This window comes from Mucilaginibacter sp. P1_D10, from assembly GCF_056406215.1.
Genome location: NZ_JBFUAP010000005.1, coordinates 293305 through 313389, shown reverse-complemented (window position 1 = coordinate 313389; position 20085 = coordinate 293305). Strand labels below are relative to the sequence as shown.

Annotated in this window: 13 protein-coding genes; 11 read left to right on the top strand and 2 right to left on the bottom strand. The window is 48.2% G+C overall.

Translation table 11 applies throughout. The features are described from left to right. Positions 1 to 69: 69 nt before the first annotated feature. Entirely contained in the window at positions 70 to 963 is an 894-nt protein-coding gene (locus AC1DYT_RS10070; RefSeq protein WP_477469489.1) for a hypothetical protein, read from the top strand. A 69-nt stretch (positions 964 to 1032) separates the two neighbouring features. On the opposite strand, the gene AC1DYT_RS10065 is transcribed toward AC1DYT_RS10070, so the two are convergent. After that, on the bottom strand, positions 1033 to 1932 hold the full coding sequence (locus AC1DYT_RS10065; protein WP_477469488.1) for a 1-aminocyclopropane-1-carboxylate deaminase/D-cysteine desulfhydrase: 900 nt from the start codon (positions 1930 to 1932) through the stop codon (positions 1033 to 1035). A 184-nt stretch (positions 1933 to 2116) separates the two neighbouring features. Between AC1DYT_RS10065 and AC1DYT_RS10060 the strand changes: the two genes are divergently transcribed. Further along, the gene (locus AC1DYT_RS10060; RefSeq protein WP_477469487.1) at positions 2117 to 3163 is read left to right on the top strand and encodes an RluA family pseudouridine synthase; all 1047 of its coding nucleotides are present in this window, start codon (positions 2117 to 2119) and stop codon (positions 3161 to 3163) included. A 175-nt stretch (positions 3164 to 3338) separates the two neighbouring features. Then, the gene (locus tag AC1DYT_RS10055) at positions 3339 to 4175 is read left to right on the top strand and encodes an aminotransferase class IV (protein ID WP_477469486.1); all 837 of its coding nucleotides are present in this window, start codon (positions 3339 to 3341) and stop codon (positions 4173 to 4175) included. A 164-nt stretch (positions 4176 to 4339) separates the two neighbouring features. On the opposite strand, the gene AC1DYT_RS10050 is transcribed toward AC1DYT_RS10055, so the two are convergent. Then, positions 4340 to 5248, bottom strand: coding sequence for an AraC family transcriptional regulator (locus AC1DYT_RS10050; RefSeq protein ID WP_477469485.1), 909 nt, complete (start codon positions 5246 to 5248; stop codon positions 4340 to 4342). Between the two features lie 534 nt (positions 5249 to 5782). Between AC1DYT_RS10050 and AC1DYT_RS10045 the strand changes: the two genes are divergently transcribed. From AC1DYT_RS10045 to AC1DYT_RS10010, 8 genes are all read left to right on the top strand, one after another. Beyond that, positions 5783 to 6616 carry an SDR family NAD(P)-dependent oxidoreductase gene (locus tag AC1DYT_RS10045; protein WP_477469484.1) on the top strand — a complete coding sequence of 278 codons (834 nt, stop codon included), beginning with the start codon at positions 5783 to 5785 and terminating at the stop codon, positions 6614 to 6616. Next, entirely contained in the window at positions 6613 to 7845 is a 1233-nt protein-coding gene (locus tag AC1DYT_RS10040; protein WP_477469483.1) for an enolase C-terminal domain-like protein, read from the top strand. Before AC1DYT_RS10045 ends, AC1DYT_RS10040 begins: the two co-directional genes overlap by 4 nt. Before the next feature lie 176 nt (positions 7846 to 8021). Then, positions 8022 to 9674: a sodium:solute symporter gene (locus AC1DYT_RS10035; protein ID WP_477469482.1), complete on the top strand. Its 1653-nt coding sequence runs from the start codon at positions 8022 to 8024 to the stop codon at positions 9672 to 9674. A 612-nt stretch (positions 9675 to 10286) separates the two neighbouring features. Next, complete coding sequence (locus AC1DYT_RS10030; protein WP_477469481.1) at positions 10287 to 13541, top strand: SusC/RagA family TonB-linked outer membrane protein; 3255 nt, start codon at positions 10287 to 10289, stop codon at positions 13539 to 13541. Between the two features lie 25 nt (positions 13542 to 13566). Then, the gene (locus AC1DYT_RS10025) at positions 13567 to 15477 is read left to right on the top strand and encodes a RagB/SusD family nutrient uptake outer membrane protein (RefSeq protein WP_477469480.1); all 1911 of its coding nucleotides are present in this window, start codon (positions 13567 to 13569) and stop codon (positions 15475 to 15477) included. A 37-nt stretch (positions 15478 to 15514) separates the two neighbouring features. Then, complete coding sequence (locus tag AC1DYT_RS10020; protein WP_477469479.1) at positions 15515 to 16759, top strand: DUF5000 domain-containing lipoprotein; 1245 nt, start codon at positions 15515 to 15517, stop codon at positions 16757 to 16759. Between the two features lie 22 nt (positions 16760 to 16781). Then, positions 16782 to 18008 (top strand): DUF4998 domain-containing protein, encoded by a 1227-nt coding sequence (locus tag AC1DYT_RS10015; RefSeq protein ID WP_477469478.1) that lies wholly within the window; start codon positions 16782 to 16784, stop codon positions 18006 to 18008. Positions 18009 to 18146: 138 nt separating this feature from the next. Next, positions 18147 to 20081 carry a GDSL-type esterase/lipase family protein gene (locus tag AC1DYT_RS10010; protein WP_477469477.1) on the top strand — a complete coding sequence of 645 codons (1935 nt, stop codon included), beginning with the start codon at positions 18147 to 18149 and terminating at the stop codon, positions 20079 to 20081. Positions 20082 to 20085 lie beyond the last annotated feature (4 nt).

Genomic DNA, 20085 nt, shown 5'->3' with positions numbered 1-20085 from the left:
TATAGTTTGCATAACTGTCGCTAAGACTGTAACTTAGTAACATTTAACAACCTAACCATGTCACAATTTATGAAGTACCCCCTTTTTAAAGGAGTATTGCTTTTATTTGCATTCTCTTTTTCCAGCATTTGCTTCGGTCAGTCAAATGCAGATGTAGTAACCAACAAAACGGTCGTCACCATGACTAAAGCCGGCTTACCGCAGTCGGTTATCCTGGCAAAAATCCAAACATCTAACACCAACTTCGATGTGTCTGTAGATGCGATGATTGGCTTAAAAAAGCAAGGCGTGAGCGACGACGTGCTGACGGCCATGGCCACCAAAGGCAGCACAGGCAATATCGTTTCGGCCGGCGCCACGGGTTTAACCCCGCTTGAAATTACCTTAACCAAGGCGGAGTCCGGCATCTATTTTAACGATGAAGCCGCGGGGCAGCCCCTCCAATTGGATGCCAGCGTATTCTCAAGCGGAAAAACAGGGTCGGGGTTATTGACAGCAATGACCTACGGCATCGCGAAAACCAAACAGAAAGCCATACTTAGTGGCGCGCAGGCAAACTTTCAATTGAAAAGTAAAAACCCGGTATTTTATTTTGTTTTCCCGCATAACTCTGGCACCGATCTGGGTAATCAATTGAACAATAACGTTGGTTTTTACAACAACGCCAGCAGCCCCAACGAATTCATGTTGGTGAAATTCAAGGTGTCAGGCAAACAGCGCCAGGTAGTTACCGGCTCTTTTAATAGTTATAGTGGTTTTTCTAACGGTATCGATGATAATAACAAAGTTGCCTACAGATTTGTAAAAGTATCGCCGGGCTTATACAAGGTGTATTTTGAGGAGCCCCTGCCAAGCGGCGAGTATGCCTTTGTTTTTGGTGGCACCGCTGCACACACCAACGGAGACGTTCCAACTCAAAAGGCGTACGATTTTAGCGTTGCCAATGACTTGAAAGGCAAATAGACCAAGGTTTTAATTCACCTTGGCATATAGCGGACTTTTATTAGGGTAAAGAAAGAGGAATTTGCTTCTTCATCCGGATTGAGCGAATTTCTCTTTCATTCCCAATAATCCCCAAATGCCACCGGTGTGGATGGCGAGTATCTTATCACCCCGCTTAAAATAGTCCTTAGCCGCCAGGTCGTATAAGGCGTAAAGCATTTTGCCGGTGTAAACAGGTTCAATCAATATGCCGGTTTTAGCAACGAATTGTTTGATGAAATCTATCAGTTCCGGAGTAGTTTTGGCGTAACCGCCGAAGTGGTAATCGAGATGTAAATCGTAACCCGTGGGGCTTAAAAGGTATTTATCTATCTCATCTTTAATGAAGCCTCCGTTTTTGAAAACTGGTACAGCGTTAAAACGGCTGTTTAATTGGTGCTTACCGATGCCGTTGATGATACCCGCAGCGGTTGTCCCGGTACCGCATGCGCAGAAGATATGGTTGTAAGTTTCGGTTAGTTCAACCACCAGTTCGCTGCAGCCTTTGGCAGCTTCGGAAGATGCGCCGCCTTCATCTATGAAGAACGCATCGGCATCTGCGCCAAAATGTTGAGCGAACAGGGCAGGTTTATCGCGGTAGCTGTCCCTATCGGTAAAAATCAGCTGCATGCCATGCAAACGGCACATAAACAGGGTGTCGTTTTGCACCTCCTCGCCACGAACGAAGCCAGTAGCCTTGTAGCCGAATTTTGCCGCCGCCGCCGCTGTTGCCAGCAAGTGGTTTGAATACGCCCCACCGAAAGTTACTAGATGTGTTTTGCCTTCTGCCTGTGCCTTTTGCAGCACATACTTCAGTTTACGCCATTTATTGCCCGAGATAAACGGGTGGATCATGTCATCGCGCTTGATGAAAACTTCTATGCCCTTAGCCTCAAACAACGGGTCGATTATTTGGTGGATGGGGCTGTTTTTATCAAGGGTGATGCGCATGAAGCGAAGGTAAGGAGATTAGTTGTGAAAAGGGCGTAAGCAGAAGCCTCACCCTGCTCTCTCCAAAGGAGAGGGTTCACAAAAAGGTTTTTAAAGTCCTTTCCTTTGGAGAGGATTATTTCATGAGGGCTTCGCCGTTTAGGTGAGGCTACCAAGCGGCTTTTAATTTTCTTACTTTTGCGCCATGGCAGCAGATGATATCCAATTATTAGAAAGCGACGAGCAAGATCTATTCGAACACCTGCGCGTGGTGGTGGATAAGGGGCAATCGTTGCTGCGGATAGATAAGTTTTTGATGCACCGCATCGAGAACGCCTCGCGCAACCGCATCCAGAACGCCATAGAGGCAGGCAATGTATTGCTGAACGATAAGCCGATAAAGGCCAGCTACCGCGTAAAGCCGATGGATGTGATATCGGTGGTGTTGCCACATCCGCCGCGCGATACCGAAGTTTACCCCGAAAACCTGCCCATCAATATCGTTTACGAGGATAACGACGTACTCATCGTAAACAAAGAGGCCGGCATGGTGGTGCATCCGGGTTATAACAATTATACGGGCACGCTGGTGAATGCGCTGGTGTATCACTTTCAGCAACTGCCCACGCTGCCGGGCAACGATGGCCGGCCCGGGCTGGTGCACCGTATAGACAAGGATACCTCGGGCCTGTTGCTCATCAGTAAGAACGAGCGCAGCATGAACTACCTGGCCAAACAGTTTTACGATCATACCATCAGCCGCCGTTACATTGCTTTGGCCTGGGGCGATATTGCAGAAGATGGCACCGTTAGCGGTTACATCGGCCGCAGCGTGGCCGACAGACGCGTAATGTCGATATACGACGACCCGGAGAAAGGCAAATGGGCCGTTACCCATTATAAGGTATTGGAGCGCTTCGGCTACGTTACCCTTTTGGAGTGCAAGCTGGAAACCGGCCGCACGCACCAGATACGTGCGCATATGCGCCACATTGGCCACCCCTTGTTCAGCGATGCCACCTACGGGGGCGATAAGATATTGAAGGGCACGGTGTTTAGCAAATACAGGCAATTTGTAGAGAACTGCTTTGAGATTATGCCCCGGCAGGCCCTGCATGCGCAGTCGCTTGGCTTTGTGCATCCATCCTTAAAAAAGGATATATACTTTGAGGCTCCCTTACCGCTTGACTTTGCGACGGTTTTGGAGAAATGGCGAAAATACAGCAGCTTAGATATGAGAAGTGAGATATGAGATTTGAGACAAAACCAAAATTGCCCCTTAACAGAGGAAAAAAAAATTATACTTTGATATTTTTTTAGATTTGCATGAGTTTATATAGGGAGCTAATCTCAAATCTCATGTCTCAAATCTCATATCTGTTTAAGAGCTAATCTCACATCTAAAATCTCATATCTCAAATCTAAAAATGTCTCCCAGGTACATCAATTATAACGGCGAAATACTTCCTGAAGACAGCATCTTGCTAACCATTGCCAACCGTGGTTTTAAGTACGGCGACGGCTTGTTCGAAAGCATGCGGCTGATGAAAGGCAAATTACAATTTGCCGAACTGCACGCCGAACGCCTGCAACGCGGCATGAAAGCGCTTAAGATTGATGGCTACTCGCAAACGGATACCTGGTTTCTGCGCGAGCAATGCGAACTGCTGGCCCGCCGCAACAAAATACGCCATGGCCGCCTGCGCCTCACCGTTTACCGCGATGCAGAGGGTTTGTACACGCCAACCCAAAATAAAATGGGTTTTTGCATTGAGATTACTCCGCTAGACGAGCCCCGCTATTTCATGAACGAGCGCGGCCTCATTATGGATATCTACAGCGAGCTGCCCAAGCCTTTAAATTACCTCTCAACCATAAAAACCTGCAACTCCTTACTATATGTAATGGCAGCCCTTTACCGGCAGCAAAACAAGCTGGACGAAGTCTTTTTGCTGAACGCCAACGGTTTCTTATGCGAGGCCGGCGCTGCCAATATATTCGTTTTATACCAGGACCATTTATATACCCCCGCACTAAGCGAAGGCTGCGTAGAGGGCGTGATGCGCCAGGTAGTGATAAAGCTTGCGCAGGACAATGATATCCCCATTACCGAGGCCCAGATAAACCCCGAGATACTGAACGAAGCCGACGAAGTATTCCTCACCAACGCCAGCCGCGGCATACAATGGGTAATGGGCTACGGCGTAAAACGCTACTTTAACCGGGTAAGCAAAGTGCTGATGGATGAGTTGAATAAGTTGTAGGGGAAACCGGCGCGTCATTGCTCACCACCGCGTCATTGCGAGGCACGAAGCAATCCTCGGCAGGACAAGTCTGAGATTTGCAGGTCCGCTCTGCTTGCCGAGGATTGCCACGCCGCCCTATCACGCCTCCTCCCCGCTGCGGCGCGCAATGACGATGTTTTTTTCTACACCTGCGACCTAATATTGGTATTCAACTTATACTGCTCCGGCGACATGCCCATATATTTTTTGAACACGCGCGAGAAGTAGTAGGGGTCGTCGTAGCCCAGATCGAGGGCGATGGTTTTTATCTTGGCTTCGTTGGCGTATAAAAACTGGCAGGCTTTCTGCATCTTCAGGTGGATGAAGTAATCCATCGGCGGCATGCCCGTTGCTTTGCGGAACAAGCTGCTGAAATGCGAGCTGGATAACTTATGCTGGCTGGCCATATCCTCCACGGTCATCTTCTTTTCGATGTTTTGTTTCATGTTGAGGATAGTGAGCGTGATGATATCCGTAGTTTCTACCTGTTCGCTCACGATATGTTTATCAGGGAACAAAAAGGTGGCAATGAAATTATACAGGCAAAACGTAGCATTGCACAAATTCTCTATGCTGTAACCCATCTCCAGGTTCTGGTAAATGTTGTTCCATATCTCCAGCGCCTTGTTGTTGAAAGGGATAGGTACAGGGCCTTTGAATATATTGAGGTTTAAGGAGGAGTTAAAATTCTCGATGGTATCGCCGGTAAAATGTACCCAGTAGATGGTCCATGGGTCATCCTCATCGGCCCAGTAGCGCATATACTGCTCGGTTGCGGGTAGCAGTAAGAAATGGTTGGGCGTAACTTCGAATTTCTTTTTGTCGATAATAATATAGCCTTTGCCTTTAAGGCAGTATATCAATATGTTATCTACGCATCCCTTACGGCGTTCCTTATAATGGTACGATGCTTTTGGGAAGTAGCCGATATGGGTAATATAGATATTGAACAGCGCAGGGTATTTCTTCACGTATCCCGATAACACCTTCTGAGGTATGCTGATGAGCTTTTCCCCGTCGAACCCGTCTTTCCGTTTAAAAGAGTTACCCATTATTTTGTTTGTGTTAATATTTGGCGCATCCAGGGAGGGCACCGGTTTATAATCGGAAATCACTTTAAATAATGCGTGCTACGGCCCGTGCGATTCCCCTCTTGAGAGGGGTGGAGGGGTGTGTTGCGCTTCAATGCATATCGCATAACACACCCCTGCTCTCGCTCTTTCCCTGCTCACCCCCTCTCGAGAGGGGAAAATTCGAAGGCGACTTCCGTCTTAGTTTATAATCGTGCGCTAAATTTATATTTTATTTACGTAAAGCCGGTTATCAGGGGCAATTATTGTGTATTTTTTATTCAGGCGAATTATCCATTAAAATAGCCGTTTTACCTATTAATTGGTTTTATACTGGCAGTTAAATTTGGCCATCGTATTCAACAAAACCAATTGTAAGCATTACGGCAAAAGCGCATGGCTTTTTGTAATGAAACCCGGTTGGATACATCAACAAAATACACCATCAGGCAACACCGATTCTACTGCGCAGGCAGTATGCGTTTGCTTGCAAATTAAAAACCAGTATAAGCACCTATGCAATTACTAAAAGATAAGGTTGTTTTTTTAACCGGGGGTACCGAGGGCATTGGCTACGAATGCGCCAAGGCCTACCACAAAGCCGGCGCGCGGCTCAGTATCATCAGCCATAAGGAGGATAGCCTGCAGCAATGCCAAACGCAGTTTTTTGGCGATGATATCCATTATGTCCTGGCCGATGTATCCAGGGGTGCCGATATTGCCCGCGCCATAACGGAGACCCTGGCGGTGTTTGGCCGCATAGATGTAATCCACAACAATGCGGGGGTATCAAACCCATCAAAAACCGTTTCAGATACGACCGATGAGGAGTGGGACAAGGTTTTCAACGTAAACGTGAAGGGTATTTACCATACCACCAAATACGGCATAGAAGAATTGAAGAAAACGAAGGGGACCATATTGAACACCGGCAGCCTGGTGGGCGATATAGGCCAGGAACTTCACGCTGCCTACACAGCTACCAAGGGTGCCGTTAATGCCCTCACCAAATCTATGGCACTTGACTATGCGCCTTTCGGCATCAGGGTTAATGCCGTAGCACCCGCCGGGGTTTGGACACCCATGCTTCGCCGCTGGAGCAACCAGCAACCGCAGGCGGCACATATAGAAGAGTACCTGGATGGCATACACCCCCTGGGCTATTGCCCCGAGGGCGACGTAGTGGCCGATGCTTGTTTGTTCATGATATCCGATCAGGCGAGGTTTATCACCGGTTGTATTTTGCCGGTAACGGGCGGCGCCGAACTCGGCTACCGCAAATACTTGGAGCAACAGGCCAAAGATAGTAAGGGAGTCCTGTCCGTAGATATTAAAGCAAAGCAAGCATGATCAGGAAAGTAACCGTAGCCGATGCCCGTTTCCCGCTGGAAGGCGATGCGGGCAGCGATGCCATCCACCGCGACCCGATATACTCTTACGCCGTAACCCAACTGCACGATGATAGCGGCCTGGTGGGTACCGGCTTTGCCTTTACCCTAGGCGAAGGCAACGATTTAGTATGCAAAGCCGCCGAATATTACGGGCGGGCATTGCAGGGCAAGGATATTGAAGAAGTGATGGCCAACTTTGGCCAATTGTTCCTGCAGTTAAGCAACGACCAGCAATTTCGCTGGTTGGGGCCGCATAAAGGGGTGGTGCACCTGGCGTTGGCATCGGTCACCAATGCCTGTTATGATCTTTGGGCCAAAAAACAAGGCGTACCACTTTGGAAACTGCTTATCGATCTTTCGCCCGAGCAAATCGTCAGCACGCTGGATCTGTCTTATTTAGAGGATGAACTAACTGCCACCCAGGCAATTGAATTGCTGAAAGGCCAGCAGCCCACAAAAGAAAGCCGCATGCCGATTTTAGAGCAGGGCTACCCGGGCTATGATACCTCTATAGGATGGTTCAACTATCCTGACGAGCTGGTTCGCGAGAATTGCAAAAAGGCCCTTGCCGAAGGCTTTACCGCCATGAAACTAAAGGTAGGTTCGGCCGACCCGCAGCGCGACATCCGCCGGGCGCATATCGTACGCGAAGTAGCCGGCCCCGATGTAAAAGTAATGCTGGATGCTAACCAGCAATGGAACCTGCCGCAGGCTATAGCTATATGCAACAAACTAAAAGGTATCGACCCTTACTGGGTAGAAGAACCCACTCACCCGGATGATGTGAACGCCCATGCCACGCTGGCAAAAGCCATTGCGCCGATAAAATTGGCCCTGGGCGAGCACGTACCCAATAAAATTATCTTCAAAAATTACCTGCAGTCGGGCTCCGCTTCGTTTATACAGGTAGATGCTGTACGGGTAGGCGGGGTAAGCGAATTTATTGCCGTAAGCCTGTTGTGCAAAAAGTATGGCGTGCCGGTAGTGCCGCACGTGGGCGATATGGGGCAGCTGCATCAGCACCTGGTATTGTTTAACCATATTGCTATGGGGCACGAGGCTTTGTTTTTAGAGCACATACCGCATTTGCAAAAGCATTTCGTGAACCCTGCCCAAATAATAGGCGGCGTTTACAAAACGCCGCAGGTACCCGGCAGCAGTTGCGACCTGCTCATCTTAAATGGTTAGAGTTAGCCTCACCTAAACGGCGAAGCCCTCATGAAATAATCCTCTCCAAAGGAGAGGACTTTAAAAAAAATGAAAAATAAGCCCTTCTCCCTTGGAGAAGGGTTGGGATGAGGCCTCTGGTTTTACCCCGAACTTTTATTAAATAACTAATTTTACCAAACAGCGCATACCACGATATGATAGGTTCTTTTGATGCCACGGTAAGTATTTTATACGTGCTGGCCATATTGGCCATTGGGCTGTACACGGGGCTGCGGCATAGGCGCGCAAACCAAAAGGATAAAGCAAGCAGCTACTTCTTGGCGGGTAAAAGCTTAAAATGGCCCATGATAGGGTTGGCCCTGTTTGCTACCAACATATCCTGCGTGCATTTGGTGAGCCTGGCCCAAAGCGGTTTCGATACCGGTCTGCTCAATGGTACTTTCGAGTGGATGGCCTCGTTCACGCTGATTTTACTGGCGCTGTTTTTTGTGCCGTTCTATATCAAGTCGGGCGTATCAACGCTGCCCGATTTTCTGGAGAAACGGTATGACCGTGCCAGTCGCGATTGGCTGGCTTTTATCTCTATCCTTTCGGCCATTATTATCCATATCTCTTTTTCCCTGCTCGCGGGTGGCATCGTTTTGCAGACGCTGTTTGGTGTTAATATGTACACCAGCGTTATCATCATCGCTGTTATCACTACGATTTATACCGTGGTAGGCGGACTGAAAGCCGTAGTAGTTACCGAATCCATACAAACGGTGGTGCTGCTGGCCGGCGCAATTATCATGAGCATAGTAGCTTATAATAAAATGGGCGGCTGGGATGATATGGTGCACGTGCTGCAGCAGAAAAACGAACTCAATAAACTTTCGATGATGCGCCCTCATGGTGATGCCAGTGGCTTACCCTGGTATGCGGTATTACTGGGTTACCCGGTGCTGGGCATCTGGTACTGGTGTGCCGATCAAACCATCGTGCAGCGTGTTTTGGGGGCGAAGGACGAGAACCACGCTCGTGTGGGGCCACTGTTCTGCGGTTTTATCAAAATATTGCCGGTGTTCATCTTCGTTATGCCGGGGCTGTTTGCCTATGCCTTATATCAAAGCGGCCACCTCGATTTAAGCAGCCTTAAAACGGCAGGGGAGGGTGGCAGGGAAGTTGTAAATAGCAAAGGCATCTACACCCTGATGATACTGCAGCTCATCCCCAAGGGATTGGCAGGGGTGTTGGTTGCCGCATTATTATCCGGCTTGATGAGCCAGATATCCGGCGCGCTCAACTCTATTTCCACACTGGCCAGCTACGATATTTACAAACGCTACAAGCCCGATGCAAGCGACGATAAACTGGTACGGGCTGGCAAAATCGCAGCGGGCATATCCTTCGTGGTATCGCTTTTATTGCTGCCGTTATTGAATAATTATGAGAGTATCTTCAATGGCCTCAACGATATCATCGCCCACATTGCGCCGCCCATTACCTGCGTGTTTTTGTTGGGCGTGTTCTGGCGGGGGGCATCGGCTATTTCGGCACGGCTTACTTTGTATATAGGTTCGGCTGCAGGGGTAGGGGTTTTCGTATATGGGAAGCTTTTGCCGCTATCGCTGATAGGGCAGGTGCCCTTTATGATGATGGCTTTTTATCTTTTCGTTTTTTGCATGCTGCTGCAAATTGGCCTCTCGTTGGCGTACAAAGTGCAGCACACTGCCGAAAGCGATACGCTTTATTGGCGCTCGCCGCTGGAATCGCTTAAGAACCCGGGCTGGGCAGGGTTGGGGAATTATAAATTTTTGTCGGTGCTTTTGTTGGGTATCATGATAGCACTGTTCTGGCTGTTCCGATAAGCGAATATCGCTAATGCGCATTTTATTAAACGATATTCGCCCGGATGATATCAAGCTTGTACCGACGAGAAATCAGCCGCATCAGTATTTCCGGCAGTTTGCCTCTGCAACTTTTCTGCAACTTTTTCTGCGTGCATAACTGTTAAATAGATGGATTTAAAATTACATTCGATTGCGAATCCAAAATCGCTGAATAGTTGGCGCATAACATAAAAATATCGTGGGCATTGATTGGCTTACTTAGGAACACCATTTAAAAAGCTGCTACAGAAATAATACGATTGTCCATCACCTTTAAAGGTTTATCCATTTTAAGGCGTTTTTTTAGCATCTACATTTATAGAAACCAATTACCAATTCTTATAGTTATGAAACATCCTTACGAACGTAAAGTACTTAAACCCCCGTCTCCGATTTTGGCTATGGATATATGCACTTCATAGCTGCATCCCTCAATTTTATTGCCGGGCAAACACTAAAGGCTTAAACCAGGCCAGCCTACCCAATTTTTGCAATTGATTTTGTGAGGGTGGATTGCTATGTCCCTTAAGTACTTATGCCCGCCAGCCGACCACCATTTTTCACTATAAACCAATTTATGACGAAACCTTTATGAGACCATTTTACGAATGCATAAAAAGCCATTGGTTACTCAGGATAGTGCATTGCGCATTCGCCGCCTTATGCTGCATCATATTGCTATGCAGCACCGCCGGCACCGCATCTGCACAAACTAAAGTAACCATTACCGGTACTGTTGCCGATACCGCAGGGCTTAAGATTATCGGTGCAAGCATTGTTGCCGAAAACCGCAAGAACCTGGCCACGGTTACCGATGTCAACGGTAACTTTGTCGTAAACGCCGAGGCCGGTACGGTATTCCGCGTTACTTACGTGGGTTACAAGGAAACCACTTTCACCGTTTTAGCCGGTAAAACCATTTACCCCATCATCATCAGGGAAGCTAAAAATGAATTTGCCGACGTAGTAGTTACCGCCTATGGCCGAAAGCAACGCAAAGAAGCTGTTGTTGGCTCGGTAACCACCGTAAGCCCCGGCGATTTAAAGATCCCTGCCAGTAACTTAACCAACGCTTTAGCGGGCCAGGTGGCGGGCGTAATTGCTTACCAGCCAAGCGGCCAGCCGGGCCAGGATAATGCATCCTTCTTCATCCGTGGCGTAACTACTTTCGGTTATAAAAAGGATCCACTTATCTTAATAGACAACGTAGAGCTTTCCGCATCAGATCTTGCGCGTTTGCAGGTAGATGATATCGCCAGCTTCTCTATCCTTAAAGATGCCAGCGCAACGGCACTTTACGGCGCGCGTGGCGCAAACGGCGTTATTTTGGTTACCACTAAAGAGGGTAAGGTAGGCAAGCCGATGATAAATGCACGTGTAGAAAATTCTACCTCACAATCTATCAAGAACCTCGAACTGGCCGACCCTATCACCTACATGAAGCTTTTTAACGAGGCCACCATCACCCGCGACCCGTTGAGCCCATTGCCGTTCCCTCAGAATAAGATCATCAACACACAGGCTACTTTAGATAACGCTCCGGGCAGCAACCAATACGTTTACCCGGCTGTCGACTGGATAAAAACCTTGTTTAAAAGCCGCACCAACACCCAACGCGCAGATATGAGCGTAAGCGGCGGCGGCGGCGTTGCAAAATACTACGTATCCGGTTCGTACAATATCGATCATGGTATTTTGCGCGAGGATATCCAGAACAACAACAATAACAACATCAACTTTAAAAATTACCAATTACGGTCAAACGTAAACATTAACCTTACCAAATCTACCGAGTTGATTGTAAGGCTGGTTGGTACTTTTAACGAATACAACGGGCCGCTAACATCAGATGCGTCTTTCTCTACGGATTTGTACAATATTGCCATGCACACCAGCCCCGTACTGTTCCCTGCATCGTACCCTGCCGATGACGCTAACCAAAACACCAAGCACATTTTGTTTGGTAACGCAGTGGCCCCCGGCAGCACAGCGCAATCAAACAATATCGGCTACTTAAACCCTTACGCAGCATTACTACGCGGGCATAAGAACTTTTCGCAGTCGCGCATGTCGGCACAGTTGGAGTTAAATCAGAATTTAGATTTTCTGACCAGCGGGCTTAATTTCCACGGCTTGTTCCACACCAACAGGTTCTCGTACTTTGAGTCGTCGATGGGGTATTCGCCATTCTATTACAACATCGGCAGCTACGATAAACAGAGCAACCAGTACACGCTATCGTGGCTGAACTCGCAGCCAGGTGCCGCTACAGAATACCTGAGCTACTACCGCGACCCTAACACCAGCCAGCTGAACACTTACCTGTTTTTTCAGGGCGTGATGGATTATTCTAAACGTTTTGGCGATCATAACATCAGCAGCTCGTTGATTGGTACAAGGCAGCAAACGCTGTATGGCAATGCGGGTTCGTTATTCACCTCGCTTCCGTACCGTAACTTAACCGTGGCGGGCCGTGCAACGTACTCGTTCAAAAGCCGTTATTTCTTGGAGTTTAACTTTGGTTACAACGGGACCGAGCGTTTCAGCAGCAACCACCGCTGGGGTTTCTTCCCAACAATCGGCGGTTCGTGGATAATTTCCGAAGAAAAATTCTGGCGTAGCCTTGATAACGCGATTTCGCGCATGAAAGTAAGGGCCAGCTACGGTACCGTAGGTAACGACCAGATTGGTGCGCAACGTTTCTTCTACCTGTCTGATGTTAACCTTAACGGCGGCAACCCTGCGGTTTTCGGTACCAATAACGGCTATGGCCGCAATGGCGTACAGGTTTATAACTATGCCAATACCGATATCACCTGGGAAACTTCGCGCCAGCTAAACTTAGGCTTAGAGCTTACCTTGTTCAAAAACTGGAACATTGTTGCCGAGGTTTACAAATATCATCGCTACAACATCCTGCAGCAGCGTTCGGCCATCCCAACCACCATGGGCCTGGAATCTGGCGTGAGTGCTAACTTCGGTACTGCCGATTCAAAAGGTATCGATTTTCAAACAGATTACAAACAAAGCTTAGGCGGTACGGGCTGGATACAGGCACGTGGTAACTTTACATTGGCCACCACCAAATATGCCAAATACGAAGAACCTCAATATGCCGAAGCTTACCGCTATCAATCGGGCCAGGATATTAACCGCAACTATGGTTACATAGCCGAGCGTTTGTTTGTTGATGATAACGAAGCCGCCAACTCGCCAACACAGATATTCTCTACCAATGGCATTGCGCCAAAAGGTGGCGATATCAAATACCGCGACTTGAACGGCGATGGCAAGATTGACGGTGCCGACCAAACCTTTATCGGTTACCCAACCATCCCGCAAATCGTTTACGGTTACGGCGTTTCTGGTGGCTACAAAGGCTTCGATCTTTCTGCCTTCTTCCAGGGCCAGGCACAGGTAAGTTTCTTTATCGATCCAAGCCGTACCAGCCCCTTCATACAAAGCCCCGATGGTGCTTATGCAAGCGGCAACACACAATTGCTTAAAGCTTTTGCTGATGACCACTGGAGCGTAGATAACCAAAACCTTTATGCGCAATATCCGCGCCTTGGGGTAACCGGCAACCAGATAGAGAACAACAGGCAAGGCAGTACCTGGTGGATGCGCGACGGCAGCTTTCTGCGCTTAAAATCGGTAGAGTTTGGCTACAGCCTGCCTGCCAGTTTAACCAAGCGCTTAGGCATGACCAAGGCCCGCATATACTTCAACGGCCTTAACTTATTTACCTGGAGCCCATTCAAATTATGGGATCCCGAAATTGGCGGCAATGGTTTCTCGTACCCCATACAAAAGGTATTCAACATAGGCCTCAATGTCAACTTATAATCAGCACCATTTACATATCAGTAATATGAAAAAAATATCAAAAATCGTATGCGTTTTAGCAGTGCTGCTACTGGGCGGGTCGTGCAAGAAATACCTGGACGTTGCGCCTGATAATACCGGTACGCTGGAATATGCTTTCCGCAACCGTAACGAAGCGGAGAACTACCTGTTTACCTGCTACGCAACTTTACAGCAAATGTATGATGCAACAGCAAACCCCGGTTTCGTTACTTCGGGAGAAATTGTGTATCCCAATAATTTAACCAAGCACCCGCTCGATGAAACAGGTTTTAGCCTGTTGCGCGGTACGCAAAACAGCAATAACCCCGGCCTTAACTGGTGGGATGGCGAAAACCACGGCCAGGCTATCTTCCGTTCTATCCGCAGGTGCAATATCATGCTGGAGAATATAGATAAGCCGGTAGATTTGTCGATAGCCGAGAAGAAACGCTGGATAGCGGAGGTAAAATTCCTGAAAGCTTATTACCACTACTACCTGGCGCGTATGTACGGCCCGATACCTTTGGTAAAAACAAACCTGGACATCACCGCATCAACCGATGAGATAAAAGTAAAACGCGCAACTGTAGACGATACGTTCGCTTACATCGTAAGCTTGCTTGACGAAGCCGCACCAGATCTGCCTTCGATTATCGGCAATCAGGTTCAGGAGCTGGGCCGCATCACCAAGCCTATCGCGCTTTCTATAAAAGCCGAAGTATTGGCCACCGCCGCAAGCCCCTTGTATAACGGCAACCCCGATTACGTAAGCCTAAAGGATAAAGACGGCAACGCGCTTTTCCCGGCTGCTTATGATGCCAATAAATGGAAGCTTGCCGCCGACGCTGCTAAAGCCGCCATTACCGAGTGCGAAGCAGCTGGCATGCACCTGTACACTTTTATCCCGCCGGCAAACATTACCGTATTGCCCGATTCATTGCGCAAGGTGCTATCGATACAGAACGCTGTTACTGAGAAGTGGGAACTGAACAGCGAACTCATCTGGGCCCTAAACCCAACCTTCCCTTTCCAGGGATATGCTACGCCGCGTTTAACCAATAAATCGGTTATCAACATATTCAGCAACCCATCGCTTTTTGCAGTGCCTTTGGCAACGCAGGAGATGTTTTATAGCGATAAGGGCGTGCCGATTAACGAGGATAAAACCTTTGATTACGCAGGCCGCTATTCTATTAAAACGGGCGACGATGCAAGTCGTTTTTACATTGCAAAAGGCTACTCTACCGTTAAAGAACACTTTAACCGCGAGCCGCGCATGTACGCCAACCTTGGTTTCGATGGTGGCATATGGTTTGGTAACGGCAAGGTAAACCTTACCGATATGTACCACGTAGAGGCACGCGGTATCGAATCGTTCGCCGGCCCTAAGGATATAAACACACTCAATATTACCGGCTACTGGCCAAAAAAGCTGGTAAATTACCTTTCGGTTTACGATGATGGTTTCCAGGAAATCAGCTACCGTTTGCCTTTAATGCGGCTATCAGGCTTATACCTGTTATACGCCGAAGCGCTGAATGAGCAAAGCGGCCCAACCGGCGAAGTGGCTACCTATATAGATAAGGTGCGCACCCGCGCAGGCTTACCAGGCGTAGTTACCGCGTGGACGAGCTACTCTAACAACCCCGGCAAGGTTACTACTAAAGATGGCATGCGCCAGATTATTCACCAGGAACGCCGTATAGAGCTTTGTTTCGAAGCACAAAGCGGCTGGGACCTGCGCCGTTGGAAAGAGATGCAGAATGTGCTGAGCCAGCCGATACAAGGTTGGAATGTTTACGAAGCACAGCCTGCCAACTACTACCAGCCGCATACCGTATTTACTTCGGTATTCGGGGTGAGGAATTACCTGTGGCCGATAAAAGATCAGGATTTGATCGTAAACAGCAACCTGGTACAAAACTCATACTGGTAGGTTTTAAAAACAGAGGACATCTTAAAAGTATAGATATATGAAAAAGATAAACAGATTTTCCACAAGAACAACGCTATGGCTGGCTTCGCTGGTGCTGGTATGTATCATAGGCTCTTGCAAAAAGAACGAGGGCTTCAATACCGAGCCGGTATCTACAGATAAGACCAAGCCGGGCGTAATTACCAATATAGCGGTTAAAAACTTCAACGGCGGCGCGTACATTACGTACGATTTGCCAAACTCGGATAATATATTGTACGTGCTGGCCAAGTACAATATCAACGATAAAACCTCGCGCGAAACCAAATCGAGCTATTATACTGATACGGTTACCGTTGATGGTTTTGCCGCAGTGAAAGATTACGATGTAACGCTTACCGTGGTAAGCCGTGCCAACGTATCATCAGACCCTGTAAAAGTTACAGTGCACCCGAACACACCGTTTTATAAATTGATAAAACCTACGGTTACCATCGCTACAGATTTTGGTGGGGTGCACATCAACGCCTTCAACCCAAACCGCAAAGAGGTAGGGGTGATACTGGTAGCGCTCGATAAAACCACCGAGGCATTGGAGGTTGCGGATCAGCATTACACCAATACCGATACCATCAGTTACTCCGTACGCGGATACCCTTCGGTGCCTACCAAGTTTGGCGTGTACGTCACCGACCAGTTCGGTAACCTGTCTGATACCACCATCGTAACGCTTACACCGCTGTTCGAAACACAATTGGATAAATCCAAATTCTCGGTTTATCGCCAGTCGAGCGATAGCGAAATAGGCTACGGCTGGGATTTACCTTACTTGTGGGATGGCAAAACCGACGGCTACTCAAACGGATGGCATACGCAACCGGGCACGGGCAAACCCATTCAGTGTACCTTCGGCATTGGCGTAACTACACAGCTTAGCCGTATAAAAATTTACGAACGCCCGCTGGAGTATGCTTTCTTCCACGGTAACCCTAAAAACTTTACCATCTGGGGGTCTAACGCAGCTTCTCCTGCCGATGTGGTGTTGCCGCAATCGGCACCTGCCGGCACGGTTATAGGTGATTGGACAAACCTGAGCAATTACCGTTATCCAAACCCGCCCTCGGGCCTGCAACCGGGCTTTACCAATGCTGCCGACGAGAAATTCGTGGAAGCAGGGGTAGACTTCGTGTTCCCAACTTCGGCACCGCCGGTAAAATACCTGCGCATTTTGGTGCACGATACCTGGGGTAAAGGCGATGTTGCCCACTTAATGGAAGTCACCGTTTATGGTAAACCACAGTAACAGCTCAATTAAATAAGAAATTATGAAAAATCTTTTAAATATAGGCCTGTTCTCTTGTTTGCTGCTTGGCTTGCTTAGCTGCGGCAACAAGGATAAAGACTTTAAGAATTTCCTTAATAATAAGGAAGTAACCTACCCGGGTGTGGTTGCAAAAATACACGCCAAAAGCGGCAACCTGCGCGCCGCCCTGGTTTGGAACCCAAGCCCCGATCCAAGTATAACCAAGTACGTGATTTATTGGAACAACAAGGCCGATTCGGTAACCATCAACTCTACCAATCATAATACGGCCGATTCTATAACCGCCGTTATCCCGGGTTTGAACGAGTATATCTATTCGTTTACTGTCTACTCGTACGATGCGAAAGGTAACCGTTCTATTCCATTGGATATTAATAACGTAAAGGTTTATGGGCCTATCTATCAGTCAGGTTTGCTCAACCGTACTATCGATGCTGCCAACCCTTTCACGGTGAGCGAGAATGGTAACATCAGGCTTAACTTCCTATCAAGGGATACCAGCGTGGTAAACGTAGGTACGGATATTAAATACACTAACCGAAGTGGGGTAGAGGTAGTAAAACAACTGAAACCGGATAGTTTGGGCATCACGCTTACCGACTACAAATCGGGCGCACCGGTGCAATTCCGGTCTGGTTATGTGCCGGATAAGAACTCTATAGATACCTTTTATGTGGCTAACTATGGTACGTTCCCCACCATTACCGGGATAGCACAATGTAACAAAGCCTTGTTCCGCGAGAACCGCTTAAACGGCGATGCGGGTACTTACGAAGGCCAAACCAGTGTAAGCAAATTGTGGGACGGTTCTAACGGCCCGCAGGGTTACCCTAACATTTTCCACAGCGATGGCGATCACGGCATGCCGCACACCATCACTTTCGATATGGGCAAAGTTTACAAAAAATTGACTTCTATAGAGGAAATTGGCCGTAACTGCTGCAACAACCCCGACCAGTTCGAGATTTGGGGCATAGCAGATATCACCGATGCTGCAACAACTTTATCGCCGCGCGATGGCGGTTGGAGCGCCGAGATGATTTCCAAAGGCTGGACATTGTTGAAAGATATCAAAAGGACTGATGATGGCATCAACGCCCAGAAATACGATTTTGGCACGGTGCCGCCGGTAAGGTATATCCGCGTACGTATCAAGCACGTAACCACCGGCGACGGCAACTACAGCAACATGAGCGAGATGACCTTCTGGAACGACGTATTGAATTAAACCTTATTCAAGCCGATACGCACATCAATAAGCCATTCGTTTTAAAAAATGGATGGCTTATTGATTTTAAAGCTCTTAAATTCGTTGATGTATGGCTGCACTGCAATCATAGAAGAAACAGCCTGTACGTACACACCTATGCTTAAATACTTTTCCCTCCTTTTACTTTTGTCAGGTCTTGTTTTGCCGTCAAGTGCGCAGCAAAAGCAAACCGCCAACGTTAAATGGAAAGGCTTCGAGCGCGTTAATTTTACCATTGACGGGCATCCTGCTTATTACGTAAAACCCAATAAACCATTGTCCGGAAACCCCTGGGCCTGGCGCTCTTCTTTCCCCGACTGGCATACCGATGCAGACAGCATATTGCTGAGCCGCGGCATGTACGTGGCTTATGTTGATGTAGATAACCAATATGGCAGTCCGCAGGCGATGCAGGTTTGGGATAAGTTTTATGCTTATCTGCTTAAGAATGCAGCTTTCAGCACTAAGGCAGCGCTGGAGGCCGTGAGTCGCGGTGGTTTGTATGCCTATGCATGGGCCAAACGCAATCCCGATAAAGTGAGCAGCATTTATGGCGAAACCCCGGTTTGCGATATCAAAAGCTGGCCGGGCGGCAAAGGTGCTGGCATGGGCGATACCACATCGTGGAAGCAATTTAAACAAGTGTTCGGCTTTACCGAAGCGCAGGCTTTGGCTTTTAAAGATAATCCCATCGATAATTTAGAGGGGCTGGCGGCATTCCATGTGCCGTTGCTACATTACATCAGCAATGCCGATAAGTTGGTGCCGGTTGCCGAGAACTCCAACATTTTGTTAAAGAATTACAGAGCCCTTGGCGGAGCCGCGACAGAAGTAGTGATTGATAAGCAGCCGCAGGAACTGTTCGGACACCATTTCATCATCGAGCATCCGGAGGCTATCGCCGACTTTTTGATGAGCAACTCATACCCTGTGGAGCCGACAATGCCCTACGGTTTTTATTTTGATAAGCGTAATGGCCTCGGGAATTTTTACAGCGCCATCGCCCAAAACCGACCTGTAACGGTAGCCTTTTTAGGTGGCTCAATCACATATAACCCAGGCTGGCGCAATAAAGTCACCACTTACTTAAAAGAAACTTTTCCTGGTACAAAATTCAGGTTCATCGCTGCAGGCATACCCTCGCTGGGCAGTTTGCCGCATGTATTCCGCCTGAAACGCGATGTGCTCGATTCGGGCAAGGTAGACTTGCTATTTATAGAAGCTGCCGTGAATGACCGCGTAAACGGCACGGATAGCGTAACGCAGGTGCGCGATTTGGAAGGTATAGTATTGCATGCCAAGCGCAGCAACCCTATGATAGATATTGTGTTGATATCCTTCGCGGATCCGGATAAAAGCCGCGATTATGCATCGGGCAAAATACCTGTAGAAGTTACCAATCACGAGTTGGTGGCAGCGCAATATGGCCTGCCATCCATCAACATGGCAAAAGAGGTTTACGATAAAATTCAGAACAAGGAATTTGATTGGGACAAAGATTTTAAGGACCTGCACCCCGCACCGTTTGGGCAGGAGCTTTACTTCGCCAATATAAAGGCCTTGCTGCAGGCCTGCAACAGCATACTCCTTATAGCAAAGCCGGGCCAACAATTTCTTAACTCCGCCAGTTTCATGAACGGCGATTACTACAGTATCAACAATGCAAAGCACGACGCGAATTGGAGCATCAACCCTAATTGGACACCCACCGATGGCCTCGGCACGCGCCCGGGTTTCGTGAACGTGCCGGTGCTTTCAGCCGATAAACCTGGGGCTGAATTGACCTTGAATTTTACCGGTAGGGCGATAGGCATTGCCATCGTATCCGGCGGGGATGCGGGCGCTGTTTCTTACACTATCGATGGGAAAGCTTATAAACCCATCAATCTGTACACCCAGTGGAGCGGCTTTTTGCATTTGCCCTGGTATGTGCTGTTCGATGGTAACCTGAAGCCGGGTAAGCATGTATTGAAACTGAAGATAGGCAGTACGCACGCCCCGGCCAGCAAGGGTTATGCCTGCCGTATCGTGAACTTTTTAAGGAGCGAATAATCCA